Source organism: Zhongshania antarctica (assembly GCF_014202945.1).
Classification (GTDB): Bacteria; Pseudomonadota; Gammaproteobacteria; order Pseudomonadales; family Spongiibacteraceae; genus Spongiibacter; species Spongiibacter antarcticus.
On sequence record NZ_JACHHW010000002.1, the window covers coordinates 1 to 16,293 of the forward strand.

Genomic DNA, 16,293 nt, shown 5'->3' on the forward strand with positions numbered 1-16,293 from the left:
ACCTGATGGCTCTCTTAAGGGGAGACCCATCTAATGACAGGCTACCCGATATCAATCAGTTAAAGCTCATATGAAAGTTAACGGGACAGCAGTGGCCAGTTTTATTGAAACTCATTTACGCTTTCACGCACAGCACTTGGGCTTAACACACGGATCATTCAGTGACAGGGAACTAAATAGGCGCGGCTGAGTCGAAGTAGTTCATTCAAAAAATGCTAACACCTGCGAATCTACCGCTTCTTGCCAATAAGCTAGAGGCGGCCATTCGCTTGTAATTGCGTGGAGTAGTGCATGATGAATACTAGCCTCAACCGGCTTGCCGGTTATTCCATTTTTGCGGGCCTTAGCCTTTTACTATTATCCGGCTGCGGTGGCTCCAGTGGCGGCTCAGCCAAAACCTCAACCGCCTCATTTTCAGTCACCGACGCCCCGGTGGATGATGTCGAGGCCGTAAAAATCACCTTCAGCCGCATTGACCTCAAACCGACAAACGGCGATATCGTTAGCCTAACCTTTGATGAACCCGTAGTAATTGATAATTTGCTCAGCCTCACCGGTAACGCAGCCAGCCCAATCATATCCGACGCGGTAGTCCCGGCCGGCAATTACCAGTGGCTGCGTATATTTGTTACCGGTGGCTTCCCAGATTCAACGGTACTCCCCAAGCTCGGCAACGAAGCCGATCTGTTTATTCCCGGCCAACAAAACGGCAATAGCAGTAATAACGGCACGCCGCGCTCACTTCAGCTCAACACTGGTTTTACCGTTCCTGCCGGTGGCAACGCCGATTTCACCATCGACTTTGTATTGCACAAAGGCTTAACCAAGCCTGCCAACGACAAGGGTTACTACCTGCTGCGGCCCGCGATGCGCTTACTTAATAATGTTGAGGTTGGCACAATCGCAGGCAGTGTCGACTCCACGGTTATAGCAAGTAATGCCTGCAGCGGCATCACCGGCAGAAAAGTCTATCTCTACGAGGGTGACTTGAACGAAAATGCACAGTTACCCGACGATTTTTACGACCCAGGCATCAATGCGGGCAGCGATGTCGTAGACAGCGATGTGAGTGGTCAACGACCAATTAGTAGTGCCGAAGTCAGCCAGAATGACACTGGCGCTTACACTTTTGAAATTGGCTTTGTTCGCGCTACCAAGGCTGGCTACAGTATTGCCTTTACGTGTCAAGCTAGCTTGGATGAGCCGGAATCTGACGATGACATCAGCTTTACCGAAGTGATCCCCGTTGACGTCACAGCAGGGCAAACCACCACCGTTAGTTTTAGTGAGGTGCCGGTTGCGCCAGAGCCTTAACGCCTAAATACCAGTAAAACGCAGGGACGCGTTTTACTGGTATATCCAATCAAACCACCCTGTAATCACCCCAACACACCCCGCGAGTACGGCGAATATATTCATACGTCGAACCCGGCCAATTGTTAGTAATTTTATTGCCGTCCTTATACCAGCTCGCCTCGATTGCGTTCCACGCCATCTTGCCCAAGCGCCGCTGCATTTCACTGTTATATTTTTCTTCAGCCTCGGCTTTTACCTCAATCGTCGAGTGACCGTCACGATCTAAGGCAGTAATTGCATCACAAATGTAACGAGCCTGAGACTCGGACATAATCACAATGGAGTTGTGACCAAGGTTTGTATTGGGGCCATACAGCATAAATAAATTCGGGAAGCCGCTCGTCATCATTCCTAAGTAGGCCTGAGCACCGTTACGCCAAGCATCACGCAAATGCTTGCCCTCAACGCCGCGTATATCCATTGGCGCCAAAAACGGGTTGGTTTTAAATCCGGTACCGTAAATAATGACATCAGCTGGGATGTCGCGACCGTCGGTGGTGGTAATACCGTGCTCAGTCAATTGCACAATACCGTCGACCTCCAACTCAACATTCGACCTAGCCATCGCCGCGTAGTAGTCATCAGATACCAGTATGCGCTTCGCGCCCATGGGATAATCAGGTGTTAATTTGGCCCGCAACGCTGGGTCGCCAATATGTTTATTAATATAGCGGCGATGCATCCACAAGCCAATTCGGCAATGTAAACGTCGGCCCTGCATTATCGGGTATATCAATAATTCATTTCGCAGCCAAATACTAAAGCGGTAGTAACTCGCCACCAGCGGGACCCGAGCCGACAACCATTGCTCCCATGCCGCGTAGGGTCTATCTAACTTGGGAATTACCCAGTTTGCGCCACGCTGGAACACGGTCAGCTTTGCCGCCGCTGGCGCGATTTGCGGTATAAACTGCAAGGCGCTGGCGGCATTGCCAACAACGGCGACGTGTTTATTACTAAGGTCCACATCATGCTGCCACCGCGCGGAATGAAATTGCGCGCCTTTAAACTCACTCTGACCGGGAATTTCAGGGGTAAATGGGTGATGCAATTGGCCCACGGCGGCCACTAAAAACTGACAGCGCCACTCCTCACCATCGGCGCTTCGTAGGCGCCAACATTTGGCTTGTTCATCGAATATTGCGCTAGCAACTTCCGTTGCGAAATGGATATGTTCATACAAATTGTATTTTTTGGCCGTCCCCTTGAGGTAGTCAAATATTTGCGGCTGCTCAGCCCATTTATATTGCCAATCGGCATTATGTTCAAAAGAATAGCTGTACAGCGCTGACGCAATATCACACTCCGCACCAGGGTAATGATTTTCTCGCCATGTGCCGCCAACCTCGTCGGCCTTTTCCAAAATCGCAAAATCGCGAATACCCGCCTTTTGCAAATGAATCGCGAGGCCCATCCCTGAGAAGCCTGCGCCAATAATGATGATTTTTTTCTTATTACTCTCTAACACTCGTCATCCTCAACTTGCGTTCTTTAGCTTCTCTCGCGATGCGTCACCGGACGCTAGCGTGAAACGATTGTTATTTTTCAAAAATGACCGAATGGCCTCGCAATATCGCGTACCGAGCGCAGCCCATCAAGCTAGTTCACGGATTCGCGCTGCGCCTTAGTGCGAGGCAACGGCAACACTGCCACAGCAGGCATTGCCAAGCTACCCAACCAAATATGACCATCGTACTCATTAACACTGGTCACCGTATGGTAAATGCCAGCCCCCGACTGCAAATTGAACTTAACACTGCCGTCCAAACCTAAACCGATAACAAAGCCATAGTGATCAGACGGCACGAGCAGTTCGGCGGGCAAGCCACCAAGTAATTTGCGTATGAAAGGGTACGACGCCAAAGAATCTATCTCTTTACTTCGCAACGCGGGCATCGCCACCCAAAAGGTATCAACACCGTTAAAGCTGATATTGTCCGGCATACCGGGCAAACCCGCTATAAAGACATCACTCACGCCTGCTTTTGGCCCCTTTAGCCACAGACGGCTTACCCGCGACGCACCCGTTTCATTTACCAGCACCCAGTTATCGTCCGGGCCAAGGGCAACCCCATTCGCAAAATACAAACCCTGTAAATGCACCTTGGTTTGGCCTGTAGTGGGTAAATAACTCAGTAAGCGGCCGGTTGCGCTGGCCTCCACTAAATCGAAAATATAATCGTGTAAACCGAAGCGAGTTGAGACATCGCTAAACCAAATGGTGCCGTCCTCCGCGACATCGACATCATCAATAAAACGTAAAGAGGGATCATCGGCATAATCGACGAGCGTGGTTATTTTTCCCGAGGGTGAAACTGACAGCAAACCTTTGAAAGCATCTGCCACAATCAAGTTTCCGCCGCCATCAAACTGCATACCCAAGGGACGGCCGCCGGTGTTAACAAACTCCTTAGCACTACCGCCGATAACTTGGCCGTCATGAACAGCAAAGTTCACAATACGACCATCCTGGTAACCCGTATAAAAATGACCATCGGGGCCTTTTACAATATCTTCTGGGCCTGTGCCAATATTCTGCAAATATATCGTTGCCGCCGCTAGACGTTCATTTGCTGCGAAGTCGCCGCTCAAACCAACACTAACCGGAGCGCTAAACACCACCGGCTGAAGAGGAGAGCGAACATATAGCGCTAAACCCCCAGCGAATATGAGTAAAGCCACAATGGCACTCGCTCGAAAAAAACGTTTCATTACACACCCTCTTATTGTTATCGCTTTTCAATTTACCGCAATACCGCTATGCTAAATTTAGCATTTGACGACAGTCAGGCCGACTCTTTTTTGTGGATGTAAGCAATGCGCCCCTTAATACGCACCTCCGCCCTAGGCGGATACAACGAACTCGTTCGCGAACTAGGTGGACAGCCAGAACCACTGCTACGGCAATTTAATATTGATCCCGAACGACTCGACGATATCAGTTATCTTATTTTCTTCCACAGCTTAATGCAGTTGCTCGAAGCCTCGGCCGAAAAATTGCAATGTCCCGATTTTGGCCTGCGTTTATCCGCAAAACAAACTATGGAAACCCTTGGCCCAATTGCAATTATGGCCCGCACCTCAAACACGGCAGGCGACGCCCTATTCTGCATTGCCCGCTATATCTCCCACCACAGCCCCGCCATCACACTGGGGCTAGACAACACATCCGCACCGCAATTCCCGCGGATCACGCTCGACATTAATGTCACGGATTTCCCATACCGCCACCAAACAATAGAAATGGCGATTGGCTTAACGGCCAATATTCACGCCATGTTAACGGAAAATCGCAAACGACCTGAAGCCGTATTGTTTCGACATAGCAGGATCTTAGAGCCAAAAGTCTATAAACGACACTTTGGCTGCCCAGTGCTCTTTAATCAAGACTGCAATGCCCTAGTGCTAACCCCGGAGCAACTTGATTTTCCGATTCGCACCGCCGACGCGTTTCAGCGCGACATCATCGCGAATTACCTCATCAAAAAAAGTGCTGGCTCGCCGCTGAGTTTCATCGAGCAAACCAATTTCATTATTAGCCGCCTGCTGCCCACCCAGTGCTGCAATATTAAAAGCGTAGCGAACGAATTGTTTATGCACCAACGCACCCTCCAGCGCCGCTTAAAAAACGAAGGCTATATCTTTGAAGAAATGGTAGACAACATCAGAAAACAGGATGCCCAAAACTTCCTCGCCGAACGACGTATGCCCATGGCGCAAATTGCCGCATTGCTCGGCTACCAGGAGCAAAGTTCATTTAATCGGGCGGCCAAGCGCTGGTTCGGGGTCACGCCCAACCGCTACCGTAAGTCACTACACACCATTGCAGGCGCAAAACCTGAGTAAGCCTTTACCGCCAGTTATAGCGTAATTGCCCAATAGAAATAATATGGACAATAGCCACGCTCAGTGTCGTCAAATGATAAACATATGTCATCAAATGACAATTATTGCCGTAGGAATATCGGCATTCTCCACGCTCGTAAAACTGTCGTACCCGATCAGCCCTGTCATAGTTTTAAAGGAATAGTCCATGCAGCAACGTCGCCCACACGCATATAAGAGTCGCCGGAATCTATTACGCGCCGGTATTTGCCTTGCCATTGCCAGCTCAAGCAGCACTGTTTTTGCTGCGCCAATGCTTGAAGAGGTACTAGTTACCGCGCAAAAGCGCAGTCAAAGCACCCAGGATATACCCGTAGCGGTCACCGGCTTAACGGGCACTCAACTCGACAAATACGGTTTTGAAAATGCCAGCGACATTTCTGCACAGGTTCCCAATATGCAGGTCAGTGGCCCCTACGGCGACATTCAACCAATCTTTGCGATTCGCGGCGTCAGCATGTCTGACTATAGCTCTAACCAGGCCAGCCCAATTGGTGTGTATGTTGACGAAACGTATTTAGCCCCGGTGTACAGCCATGGCGCTAACTTTTTTGACATTGAACGTCTTGAGGTTCTGCGTGGCCCTCAAGGTACGCTTTACGGTAAAAATACCACCGGCGGTGCGATCAACATCATCACTCGCACCCCCCAATTTAGCGACGAGCCCAGCAATTACATCAAGCTCGGTGCTGGCAGCTTTAATGCCACCAGCGCTGAAGCGGGCGCAGAAACCCAGCTCATTGACGGTATTCTCGCGGCACGCGGTGCATTAAGTTTCAAGCGCGACGAAGGTTACGTCGACATTGTCGGTCGTAGTGAAAAAGGCGCCCAAACCGATTTTCAAGGCGGCCGCTTCGCCTTGCATTTTGCGCCCAACGACACCTGGGACGCCGTCTTTAAATACACTACCTCTGGTAACGACGCCCTGAGCACGCCAGCCCGAAATGAAGGTCGCACCGATCTTCTCGGTGCCCCGAATTCAGATTACAACGCCTACTCACGTCAGAGCCGCAATTTAGATTTCCATGAAACTGAGGCCAATGAAGTTGGCGCGCTGATCACCAATACTGAAATCCTCGGCTTAACCGTCACCTTTGCTGGCGATGGTTTCTCTATCACCTCGGTATCGTCTTATTATGACGCCGACTATTATCAAAAAGCAGACACCGACGGCTCGCCCAACGACTTGCTCACCATCACCTGGTCGTCAGACACCATCGGCTACAGCCAGGATCTGCGTTTCTCTTCGGAATTCGACGGCATGTTCAACATCATTGCCGGTGTGTATTTCGGCTATGAAGACCAATATATGCACAATATCTACGACATCTTTGACACACCACCAGATGTACGAGTTGGTCTTGCAAAACCCGATACAGTTCAACAATATCCATTTTTGCTCGATTACGGCATGCTCGATCAGCGCATGGAAACCCAAAAAACTAGTTTAGCCGCTTACTCTCAGATGCGTTTTGATTTTACTGACCGCTTCGGCATGGATTTAGGTCTGCGCTACACCAAAGACGGCAACGAGCAAACCTACTTCAATATTTCCCGGGTCGGTTATGACGGCAGCCCTCGAGGGACTTATGTACCGGGCAACACCACCGGAGTTGACGACGCCTATATTTCGCTACCACTGTCGCAGTCGCAGCTAATTGATATTCTCGGCGACCCAACGCTATTGCTAAACCTACTAAACATCGGCTATACCCACGGCCCCTACACACTCGACTCGGCGCCCGAGCTCGAGGCAAATGAAGCGGAGTGGACTGGCAAACTTGGCCTTGACTACCGCATAAACGAAGATGTAATGGTCTATGTAAGCGCTAGCCACGGCTACCGCAGCGGCAGTTTCAATGGCGGCGCGTACTATCTCGCCCGCCCTATCGAGACCGCCTATGCATCACCAGAATATATTGACGCGTTTGAAGTTGGCTTCAAAGCCGACCTGCTCGACAACAGCATGCGCTTGAACGCAGCACTGTTCTCCTACGATTACACCGACCAGCAATTTATCAACGTCGTCGGCTTCTCTAACTTCCTTGAGAACGCGGGTAGTTCAAAAATTGCTGGCGCCGAAGCAGAATTGTGGGCACGCATAACGGAAAGACTCACCCTGCAAATTGGTCTTGGCTTTTTGCAAACCGAGTTCTCTGAGTTGACCCTAGCCAATACCGAAACCATTGCTGACGCAGATGATCGGGTTGACCTAAGCGGCAATGAGCTAATCTCAGCACCCAAGCTGAACTACAGCATTTCGCTGGATTACGATATTTTGGTGACCGAAGCGGGCTACCTCACCACCAACCTAAATGGCAACTTCCAAGATGACCAGTGGTATAGCGCCTACAACGATGAATACGGCTACGGCGCTATTCGCCAAGACGCCTATTGGTTGTTCAACGCACGCACCAGCTGGCACGCCGCCGACGACAGCTACTCTGTGTCGCTGTGGGTGAAGAATCTGATGGATGAAGAGTACGATAGCTACGCGATTAATCTGCAAGCAGGCTTCGGGCACGACAACTACCTTGCCGGCCCACCACGGAGCTATGGTGCGGAATTTACGTATCGCTTCTGATCCCTTAGCGTCAGCCAGCTGACGCTAAACCTCTGTCGATAGCAGGTCACGCAAGGAAGCGACCTGCTATATACTGCAACCATTACCACGCCCCTCCTCCTGCTCAGCAAAACTCACATTATTGAAGGCCGTGCACTCGCTACGCCGTATCCGTGTGGGGAAAAACCTCGCCGATGAAGAATACGATGTCTACGGTATCAACCCGCAAGCGGGTTTTGGTCACGACAAAACCTTGGCGACCAACCCAGTAGTTATGGTGCGGAGACGACTTATTGTTTCTAATAATTAGCACCGGAATATTAACGTTGCACCGCCATTAACACCCTCTACTTCCCGCAAAAAGAGCGACTTGTCTCGGCACGCTCCAACGCAAACACTAAGCATAAGCTGCGCATTCTACGTATTGAAAGCGTCCTAACAATATAGGCAATATGGTGGCCTGTGTACTCATCCATTCCGCAACACAGCCGGAATAGGAGCCGTAAGTCTATGAACCCTACAATACTTGGCCGCACCCAACCCAGTCCGATTTCGCTGGGGCAACTACTGGTATCAGGCGGGTTCATTACGACTGGCACACTGAATCAGGCCTTGAGCACCCAGCGCTGGAGCCGTCGCCGCCTAGGCGACGTTCTGATGCAGCGCCACGAACTTTGCGCAGTTGAAAAACAAACGATACTCGCCTTGCAAAAAAAACTTGCCTCGCAGGCACTTGAGCTTAAGCCTGACGGCAGTATGCCCAAAGCTCTACAGCTAAGCTTAGGTCAGTTATTGCTAGACAATGGCGAAATCACCCAATCACAACTGGACAAAGCGCTAGCCGAGCACAACAGCCAGCATCGTCGCCTTGGTGAGGTTTTAATTGAGCAGCAGGTACTTTCGCCAATTTGCCTAGCACACTGGCTGCAACTGCAGAAGAAGTTGATTAGCGCCGCCGCGGTCGCGGCTTGGATGATGGCGGGCAGTTGCAATGTCGCCGCCGACGAAAATAAAACTAGCCTCTGGCAAAAATTTATCGCAGGCAAATTAACAATAGAAAAAGCAGCAGACAGTAAGAACACGTGGGGACAGCAAGGCACAGAAAAAGTGTCTAGGCTGAATATAAAAAATCGCGACCTCAGTGAGTTAAGCCGCAGCAGCGATGGCACGCTCACCCTTCGACTTGGTCAACAAGGTTTAAATATTGTGAAGCGGTTTTAAGCTTTCGATGAATGATCACAATAAAAACAAAAATGGCGAGCAATTTATAAGATAGGCGCCGACTCCTTTACTTTGCGCCTTGACACTCAATCCTCTTCATTCGCCTCGCGAATCCGTTCACGGCGCTCGGCTTCTTCGGCCATGACCGCCTTAATTTCCATTAAGACCGCATCAACATCGGCAGCTTCGCCACTGTCTTCAAACAAGCCCGTTAACTCGGTGTCTTCATTGAGTTCGCCCTCTTCATACAAGGCCCAGATTTCATCGGCGTAGCGGGTTTGCAATAACTCGGGGGCGTATTGACCATAGTATTCGGTCATATTATTGACGTCTCTCGTCAACATACTGTGGGCATTATTATTGCCAGCGGCATCAACAGCTTGGGGCAGGTCGATAATCACTGGCCCGTATTCATCGACCAGTACATTAAACTCAGACAAATCGCCGTGGACCAGGCCTGCGCAAAGCATCAGTTTTACGTAGTGCATGACCACCGCATGATCTTCTATAGCCTGTTCGGCGGGCATCGACACATCATTCAAGCGTGGCGCTACGCCACCCTCTTCGTCGGTAACCAGCTCCATCAGTAGCACGCCATCAAAACAGCCATAGGGCTGCGGCACTCGCACCCCGGCTTTGGCTAAGCGATAAAGCGCATCAACCTCGGCGTTGTGCCAGGCGTCTTCCTGCTGCTTGCGTCCAAATTTAGAGCCTTTTTCCATTGCTCTGGCGCGGCGGCTATTGCGTACTTTACGGCCTTCTTGATAAAGCACCGCTTGCTTGAAGCTGCGCTGAGCAGCCTCTTTGTACACTTTGGCACAGCGAATTTCTTCGCCACAGCGCACCACATAGACGGAGGCTTCTTTACCGCTCATTAAAGGCCGCAGCACTTCGTCAACAATGCCGTCGTCAATCAGCGGCTGGATACGTTTGGGTGTTTTCATTGCGCCCTTTTTGGGGTCTGAATCAAGACCATTTAAGAATAGCTGAAAATCAGCGCCGTTCGGCCATTGTAAACGGCCACGCCAAATTAGGCGATCAGCGCTATATTCACAGTGAGTACGGACAAAGCTTAATTGGTTTTCTTAACGAAGGCACTGATAATCACGATACGCGTACCATTTATCCGACCTTCAATATGCTCGGGGTTATTCGTCAGGGAGATATTACGCACGGGCGTTCCACGCTTGCCAACAAAGCTCGTGCCCTTCACATCTAAGTCTTTAATAAGCACCACAGAATCTCCCGCAGCTAGCTGAACGCCATTGCTGTCTAGGCACGGTTCGCGATCATCGCTGGCCGTAACCTCGGTTGCGACAGCCCATTCTTTGACCTCGTCGTCAAGATAGACCATTTCCAGAAGGTCCTGCGCCCACGCCTGTTCACTTAGCCGCGTTAACAGACGATACGACAATACTTGTACTGCGGGAATCGGGCTCCACACGGTGTCATTCAGGCTGTGCCAGCGATTCACGTCCAGTTCACTGCCGTCAGCCAGTTGTTCTCGGCATGCCTGACAGCTCATCACACAGCGCTCAGCGTCGTCATCCCCATAGGGCGCCACCGGAAACACCGCCAAATGCTCGGCAGAAGAACACAGTTCGCATTTAGAGTCGCTGCGCTGCATAAGGGCTTGTTCGGTGTTCATAAGTGCTTGTCCGCGCTAAAAGCGGGGTATTTTACGGCGTATGACGGTGAGAAACGACCTTAAATTTCAACTGGCCGCAACTCGACACCATGGCAGGTGCGGCCTGACTGGCGCCGCAACACCAGCGCTCACCAAAAACCAGCCATTATTAGGCGGTCTTATTTTCCCAATCGCTGTTACTGGCATCTGTGTCAGTGCTTGTGGACGGTGACTCATCAACTGATCGAAGTTGCGGTGCGTCGTGCTTTTTGACTTGGCTGGCGCCAATGAATTGACCACCCGATTCAATCACCAATTCGCGCACTTTAATCTCGCCACTGACCTGCCCCGAAGCGACAATTTCTAAGCGATCAGCGTCAACCTTGCCGTCGAGAATGCCGCTGACCAATACCCGCTTGGCACTAACATCGCCGGTATAGCGACCACTGCTGCCAATCGTCACATCACCATCGGAGTTCAATTTACCTTCCATGGTGCCGTCGAGATGGAAGTTATCGGTTAGCTTGACGTCGCCGACAAGGGTGGTGCCAGCTGCGACCACCGTCGTTCTGGGGCTACCGTCTGTTTTCTTAGCGTTTTTGCCAGTGAATCCCATTTTATCTTCCCCTCGCGCGTAAAAAGTACGTCGTAATTTTCCCAAGACCATTCCATAAACGGACCGGGCGCTAAACGCCGGTGCAAATGCCGCACCTCGTAATGCAGGTGAGGTGCACTGGACATGCCTGTGTTACCGCTGTAGCCCAATAAATCGCCCTGCCTAACATAATCGCCAATGCTAACCGCAGTTTTATTGAGATGACCGTACAGGGTGGTAAAACCAAAATTGTGATCCAACTTCACTAAGCGGCCAAAGCCACTGTCGTTCATGCCAGCCCACTCCACCACCCCATCGGCTGTGGCGTAAACCGGCGTACCGATACTCGCACGTAAATCCGCGCCACCGTGCAAGGCCATGCGGCCGAGTACTGGGTGATTACGCATACCAAATCTGCTCGTGACGTGCGCTTCGGCAAGGGGGTAGCCGCTGGGGATGGTGCTGAGCATAAAGCGTTTTTCGGAGGCGGTTTGACTTGCGGTGTCCAGGCGCTGGTAAAGCGCTGTATCAGGTTCGGGGCTCAGCCCGATCATAGTCTCAATGGTGCCTAATTCATCACTCATCACTGACAAGGCGGCGACTTTTTCTTCTATAGTGGCTTGCAATAGCTTTTGTTGTCGCAGCAAGCTTTCATTTTTGTCTTTTACCAGCGCTTGGTACTCTTGCAATTCAAGTACTTCGCCATTCAAGCTATTAAGCTGATACGAAAGGAAATAAATCGCTAGGAAGCCGCCTAAAAAGCACGTAGCGATAAATATCGCAATGCCCGCCATAAATCGGCGCATCAATTGCGTTACGGTATAGTGTCTGGCACCGCTATAACTTGTTATTGTAATTCCGTAGTGCTCGCGCATTCAATTTCTCGTGGTTTCAGGATGTAAAAACACTGCTATAAGCCTTTTAATTTAAGCGCTAACAGTCCTGCCAAACGATTATGTTTGCGGGCACAAATCGCGCCCAAGTCAATACAGCTGAGCGGATTATGTTATTAGTTCGCAATGGATGCAAATTGTAAGCTAATTCAAGCTATTACATGGCCGAGTAAAACCCATTGCGAGGCGCGTAAAGGTAATGATTACTTCGCCCGCCACGGCTGAGGAGCCCCCGCTTTGAGCGCACAATTACCGCTGGTCAGCAACCCCTTGTACAGCTACCAATTTGCTTCCCACCACCGTTTCCCCATGGAGAAATTTTCTTTATTATTTAAACACTTGTGCGAAATTGGCATTGCCACGCAAGCCAATATCTACCGACCAGGACGGGTTCGCAGCGAGGTCTTAGCGCTCGCGCACTGCCCAGAGTATATCCATGCCTTCTGCAACAATGCGCTCAGCCCCAGCGCCAATCGGCGCATGGGTTTGCCGTGGAGTGAGAGCCTGCGCCAGCGCAGCTTAATTTCACCGAACGGCACCTTACTCACCGCCCAATTGGCGCTGAAATACGGCATGGCGTGTCATTTGGCTGGCGGCACCCATCACGCCCACTATGACTTTGCCTCCGGATTTTGCATCTTCAATGACCTTGCGGTGACCGCACGCACCCTCTTGGCGCAGAAAAAAGTCCAGCGCGTGCTTATTTTCGACTGCGACGTCCATCAAGGTGACGGTACAGCCCGTATTTTGCAGGGCGATGAGGCGGCATTTACCTGTTCAGTACACTGTGAGAAAAACTTTCCTGTTCGCAAAGCGCGTAGCGACCTTGATATCAATCTTGCCGTCGGCTGTGGCGATCAGGAATATTTAGATATTGTGGGCGCGGGCCTGAGCCAGGCATTGCGTCTTGCTCAGCCCGACATCGTGCTTTACGACGCGGGCGTCGATATTTATGAACACGACCCCTTGGGCTTACTCAATATCAGCGCCGCTGGAATCCGGGAGCGAGATCGCTTGGTTTTAGAAAGCTGTGTAGCGCGAGGAATTGCCGTTGCGACCGTGATTGGCGGCGGTTACGACCGGGATCAGCAGGCCTTGGCTCAGCGTCACGCGATTGTTGTCGAAGAAGCCGCCAAATTATTTGGCGGCACATTAAACTAAAAAGCGGCCCGTAGGCCGCGTAATAACTCGTTACCGCTGGGTTATCTGTTTGAAAAAATGCCCAGTATCGATTCTAGTAAACCCTGCAATACCGCCAGTGGGTCAGCACTTGGATTTAGCGTCAGCGCTGCTTGCAAATCACTCACCAGCCCGCAAACGGCGGCAAGTGGTGTCGTTGCCAATGGGCAGGCCCCACCACCCTGCAGCACCGAGGCGACCGGCGTCAGCAAGACATCTAATGGCGTACCAGTAAGACCACTGCCGCCCTGCGCAGACAATGCGGCCTGAATTGGCGCCAATTGATCTAAAATTGCGTCGAGCGGTGTACCGGTTGTACCCGAAGAACCGCCACCAGCCAATGCGCCAGTAATTGCGCTCTGCAAACCACCGAGTACCGTATCGCTCAGCGGCGCAAATAGATCACCACCACCCGCACCAAACAAAGACGTAAAGTCCCCTGCGGTTAAGCCGCTGAGGTCTCCGCCAAGCAGACCCGTTAGACTTGCCACTGCCGCTTCAATTTGACTACTGAGCACCGGCCCCTGACCCGCTTGCTCTTCAATAAAGGCAATGGGTACGACCTTGGTTAAGACATTGTCGAGCACGTTATTCAAAGTGCCAGAAACTGCAGCGCCGGTGGCGTCGGGGTTCATTGTTTCTAGTGCCGCGACGGTAACCGCAAGATCGCTAAACGCCTGATTAAGCGTGACTAACAAGCCACCTAAGATCGGTGCATCAGCCACTTGGCCGGTCGGATCTTGCGCAATGACGGTCGCGAGGCCCTCGCTGAAAGCCGTGCTCAATTGCTGCATCAGCGCGGCCGCGCTAGGTGCACCACCACCGCTGCTACCACCGCCGTTGGCGGCGGCAAACACGGGCGCCAGCGCATCACCCAGTGGCGCCAATGGCGTGCCAGCCAAGGGATTACTGCCACTTTCACCGGCGCTGCCACCAGTACAGCTAGCGCCTGTTAAGGAGGCCAAGGCCACCGGCAGATCGGTCGCCAACTCGGTCACCGATGCCTGTAGGCCCGAAGCTGAATTCGCCAGCAACGCGGCAGGGTCTTGCAGGCTCGCGGGGTCTACCTGCACAAGCACTGAATCTAAAATATCCAAAACGTCAGTAACAACAAAACTACCAACACAGTTTATCGCTCCTTCCAGCGGTGTGCCTGCCGCTGCTCCGGCCAGCTGAGTAATGACCTGCTCAGACAAAGGCTGTTGAACCGCATCAAGCGGGCCTTCAACCTCAGAATAACCTGAGGTAATTGGCTGCTCTGCCGCTGGCCTGCCAGACTTACTACTACCGCCACCACCGCAAGCGGTCAGCGCCAAACTGGCGCCGAAGCTCACGGCAAGAAGGGTTTTTCCTGAAAAGCACTTCATACTAAATACTCCGTTAATTAGCTTAAATAAAATGGTGGACCCCATTTTAGAAAACACGTCCGATCACTCAGCTCTAGCTCTGCAGTAGAGTATTTATAGTTATTCGAGCGCTCTGAGCGTGCTGCGTGCAGTAGAACAAGATTTACAACTGAATCAAGTAAGGGAAAACCGATAAGCAAGACCTAAACGGCGTGAACTCCATCACAAACTTCAACAAAACCCACGCCGCCAATCTCACTGCGAAATTTAGTGCGTCAAAACTTAAATCGCCCTTTGCTCGCCAGTCGGGAATAATAGGTGTTTTATTTGGGACAACAGCCTTATGCCGCAAGCTCCTAACTGGGACAGACCCGCGCCATTCACCATGGACTTTAGCGTGAACAGCAGCCATATCGACGGCATTGGCCATGTAAATAACGCGGTTTATGTCGACTGGTGCCAGCAAGCAGGCTGGAGCCACTCTTTGGCACTGGATCTTAATCTCGAGGATTACCGCAGACTTGATGCCGCCATGGTGATTCGGCGCGCCGATTACGATTATATTTTATCGGCCTACGTTGGCCAGGAATGCGTCATGGGAACCTGGCTGACCGCCAGTGACGGCAAGCTTATTATGGAGCGGCAGTTCCAATTGCAGCGGAAAATCGACGGTAAAACCCTATTGCGAGCCACTTGGCAACTGGTCTCTGTTCGCATGAGCAACGGCAAACCAAGACGGATGCCGCCAGAATTCATCCATCGCTATGGTCAAGCTGTTGTTAGTACACCGCAACAATTCTGACGCCACCTTAAACCAAATGCTCGAGCAAAAATCAGCAAGGTCAATGCAGGCTCCGCCATTAGGTGTAGAATAAAGCTAACTCCCCAACCACATTCCATAAAGAGAGTAGCCACCGGTGACAAGTCAATACGCTGAACACCCCGCCATGTTTCGTAACAAGCCCCTCGGATTCATCCTTGCCGTCATCCTTATTCCGGCGGCCATCGGCATACTTATTCTGATGGTTTGGTATTTGCGGTGTAAGTCGACCAAATTAGAAATTAACGGTAATGAAGTGGTATTGGAACAAGGCCTGCTGAGCAAAGAGCGCACCGAGCTATCGGTCAGTGGTATTCGCACCGTTAAAATTAATCAGTCCTTTTTTAACCGCCTATTCAAAGTGGGTACCGTATCGATTTACACCGCAGGCGATAACCCAGAAATTCAAGCGGCGGGAATGCCTCGACCAGAGGTGTTTCGCGAATTGGTCAAGGCTGCGCAGGCTTAAGGCCTGATAAGGATCTAACAGCATGAGTGAGCAAAACTCAGGCGACGACCGCCAAGCCCTTAAAATTGCCATAGCGTCGTTGGTCATTCTCGCCCTACTCGGTGTCGCGCTGATGCTATTTCTGCCCTTGCTAGGCAGCTTTGTCGATCAGCATTTTAGCGCAGGAATGGGCTTGAAAGACGCCGCCGTGGTGGCTTTCTTCACCACTGTAGTCACTCTTGTTATTTTTGCCGTGGCCGCTGGCGACGGTTTGTTGGGTGAGCTGCAATTTATGCTAAGCGGCTTCTTTGGCTTTTTTTTGGTGTTATGGCTGCTTATTGCATGGATATTTTAATGCGC

Annotated in this window: 16 protein-coding genes; 9 read left to right on the plus strand and 7 right to left on the minus strand. The window is 51.3% G+C overall.

All coding sequences use genetic code 11. The features are described 5' to 3' along the window. The first annotated feature begins 291 nt into the window (after positions 1-291). A complete protein-coding gene (locus HNQ57_RS02850; RefSeq protein WP_184461127.1) occupies positions 292-1,314 on the plus strand; it encodes a DUF4382 domain-containing protein in 1,023 nt (340 codons plus the stop codon). Positions 1,315-1,363: 49 nt separating this feature from the next. Here the strand turns inward: HNQ57_RS02850 and HNQ57_RS02855 are convergent, their stop codons facing one another. Together HNQ57_RS02855 and HNQ57_RS02860 are read right to left on the minus strand one after the other, a co-directional pair. Further along, a complete protein-coding gene (locus HNQ57_RS02855; RefSeq protein WP_221301560.1) occupies positions 1,364-2,824 on the minus strand; it encodes a flavin-containing monooxygenase in 1,461 nt (486 codons plus the stop codon). A 131-nt stretch (positions 2,825-2,955) separates the two neighbouring features. Then, on the minus strand, positions 2,956-4,068 hold the full coding sequence (locus HNQ57_RS02860; RefSeq protein WP_184461128.1) for an SMP-30/gluconolactonase/LRE family protein: 1,113 nt from the start codon (positions 4,066-4,068) through the stop codon (positions 2,956-2,958). 105 nt (positions 4,069-4,173) lie between these two features. On the opposite strand from HNQ57_RS02860, the gene HNQ57_RS02865 reads away from it, so the two are divergent. The 4 genes from HNQ57_RS02865 to HNQ57_RS02880 all read left to right on the plus strand — a co-directional run bounded on the left by HNQ57_RS02865 (position 4,174) and on the right by HNQ57_RS02880 (position 9,025). Further along, positions 4,174-5,202, plus strand: a complete 1,029-nt coding sequence (locus HNQ57_RS02865) for an AraC family transcriptional regulator (RefSeq protein WP_184461129.1) — start codon at positions 4,174-4,176, stop codon at positions 5,200-5,202. A 187-nt stretch (positions 5,203-5,389) separates the two neighbouring features. Further along, the gene (locus HNQ57_RS02870; RefSeq protein ID WP_184461130.1) at positions 5,390-7,825 is read left to right on the plus strand and encodes a TonB-dependent receptor; all 2,436 of its coding nucleotides are present in this window, start codon (positions 5,390-5,392) and stop codon (positions 7,823-7,825) included. A 121-nt stretch (positions 7,826-7,946) separates the two neighbouring features. After that, the gene (locus HNQ57_RS02875; protein WP_184461131.1) at positions 7,947-8,114 is read left to right on the plus strand and encodes a hypothetical protein; all 168 of its coding nucleotides are present in this window, start codon (positions 7,947-7,949) and stop codon (positions 8,112-8,114) included. Between the two features lie 200 nt (positions 8,115-8,314). Beyond that, positions 8,315-9,025 carry a cyclic di-GMP-binding domain-containing protein, MshE-related gene (locus HNQ57_RS02880; protein ID WP_184461132.1) on the plus strand — a complete coding sequence of 237 codons (711 nt, stop codon included), beginning with the start codon at positions 8,315-8,317 and terminating at the stop codon, positions 9,023-9,025. Positions 9,026-9,111: 86 nt separating this feature from the next. Here the strand turns inward: HNQ57_RS02880 and HNQ57_RS02885 are convergent, their stop codons facing one another. The 4 genes from HNQ57_RS02885 to HNQ57_RS02900 form a co-directional block, all read right to left on the minus strand. Then, on the minus strand, positions 9,112-9,969 hold the full coding sequence (locus tag HNQ57_RS02885) for a PA4780 family RIO1-like protein kinase (protein ID WP_008252050.1): 858 nt from the start codon (positions 9,967-9,969) through the stop codon (positions 9,112-9,114). 128 nt (positions 9,970-10,097) lie between these two features. After that, positions 10,098-10,673 (minus strand): PhnA domain-containing protein, encoded by a 576-nt coding sequence (locus HNQ57_RS02890; protein ID WP_184461133.1) that lies wholly within the window; start codon positions 10,671-10,673, stop codon positions 10,098-10,100. A 148-nt stretch (positions 10,674-10,821) separates the two neighbouring features. Continuing rightward, positions 10,822-11,214 carry a bactofilin family protein gene (locus HNQ57_RS02895; RefSeq protein ID WP_184461134.1) on the minus strand — a complete coding sequence of 131 codons (393 nt, stop codon included), beginning with the start codon at positions 11,212-11,214 and terminating at the stop codon, positions 10,822-10,824. Then, positions 11,172-12,122 (minus strand): peptidoglycan DD-metalloendopeptidase family protein, encoded by a 951-nt coding sequence (locus tag HNQ57_RS02900; RefSeq protein WP_184461135.1) that lies wholly within the window; start codon positions 12,120-12,122, stop codon positions 11,172-11,174. Before HNQ57_RS02900 ends, HNQ57_RS02895 begins: the two co-directional genes overlap by 43 nt. A 255-nt stretch (positions 12,123-12,377) precedes the next feature. Here HNQ57_RS02900 and HNQ57_RS02905 point away from each other — a divergent pair, with 255 nt between their 5' ends. Further along, complete coding sequence (locus tag HNQ57_RS02905) at positions 12,378-13,301, plus strand: histone deacetylase family protein (RefSeq protein ID WP_226968235.1); 924 nt, start codon at positions 12,378-12,380, stop codon at positions 13,299-13,301. Positions 13,302-13,342: 41 nt separating this feature from the next. Here HNQ57_RS02905 and HNQ57_RS02910 read toward each other — a convergent pair whose 3' ends face one another. Next, entirely contained in the window at positions 13,343-14,686 is a 1,344-nt protein-coding gene (locus tag HNQ57_RS02910) for a hypothetical protein (RefSeq protein ID WP_184461136.1), read from the minus strand. 322 nt (positions 14,687-15,008) lie between these two features. Here HNQ57_RS02910 and HNQ57_RS02915 point away from each other — a divergent pair, with 322 nt between their 5' ends. The 3 genes from HNQ57_RS02915 (at position 15,009) to HNQ57_RS02925 (ending at position 16,288) form a co-directional block, all read left to right on the plus strand. After that, positions 15,009-15,467 carry an acyl-CoA thioesterase gene (locus tag HNQ57_RS02915; RefSeq protein ID WP_226968234.1) on the plus strand — a complete coding sequence of 153 codons (459 nt, stop codon included), beginning with the start codon at positions 15,009-15,011 and terminating at the stop codon, positions 15,465-15,467. A gap of 115 nt (positions 15,468-15,582) precedes the next feature. Continuing rightward, positions 15,583-15,954 (plus strand): PH domain-containing protein, encoded by a 372-nt coding sequence (locus tag HNQ57_RS02920; RefSeq protein WP_226968233.1) that lies wholly within the window; start codon positions 15,583-15,585, stop codon positions 15,952-15,954. 22 nt (positions 15,955-15,976) lie between these two features. Next, positions 15,977-16,288, plus strand: coding sequence for a hypothetical protein (locus HNQ57_RS02925; protein ID WP_184461137.1), 312 nt, complete (start codon positions 15,977-15,979; stop codon positions 16,286-16,288). The last annotated feature ends 5 nt before the right edge of the window (positions 16,289-16,293 follow it).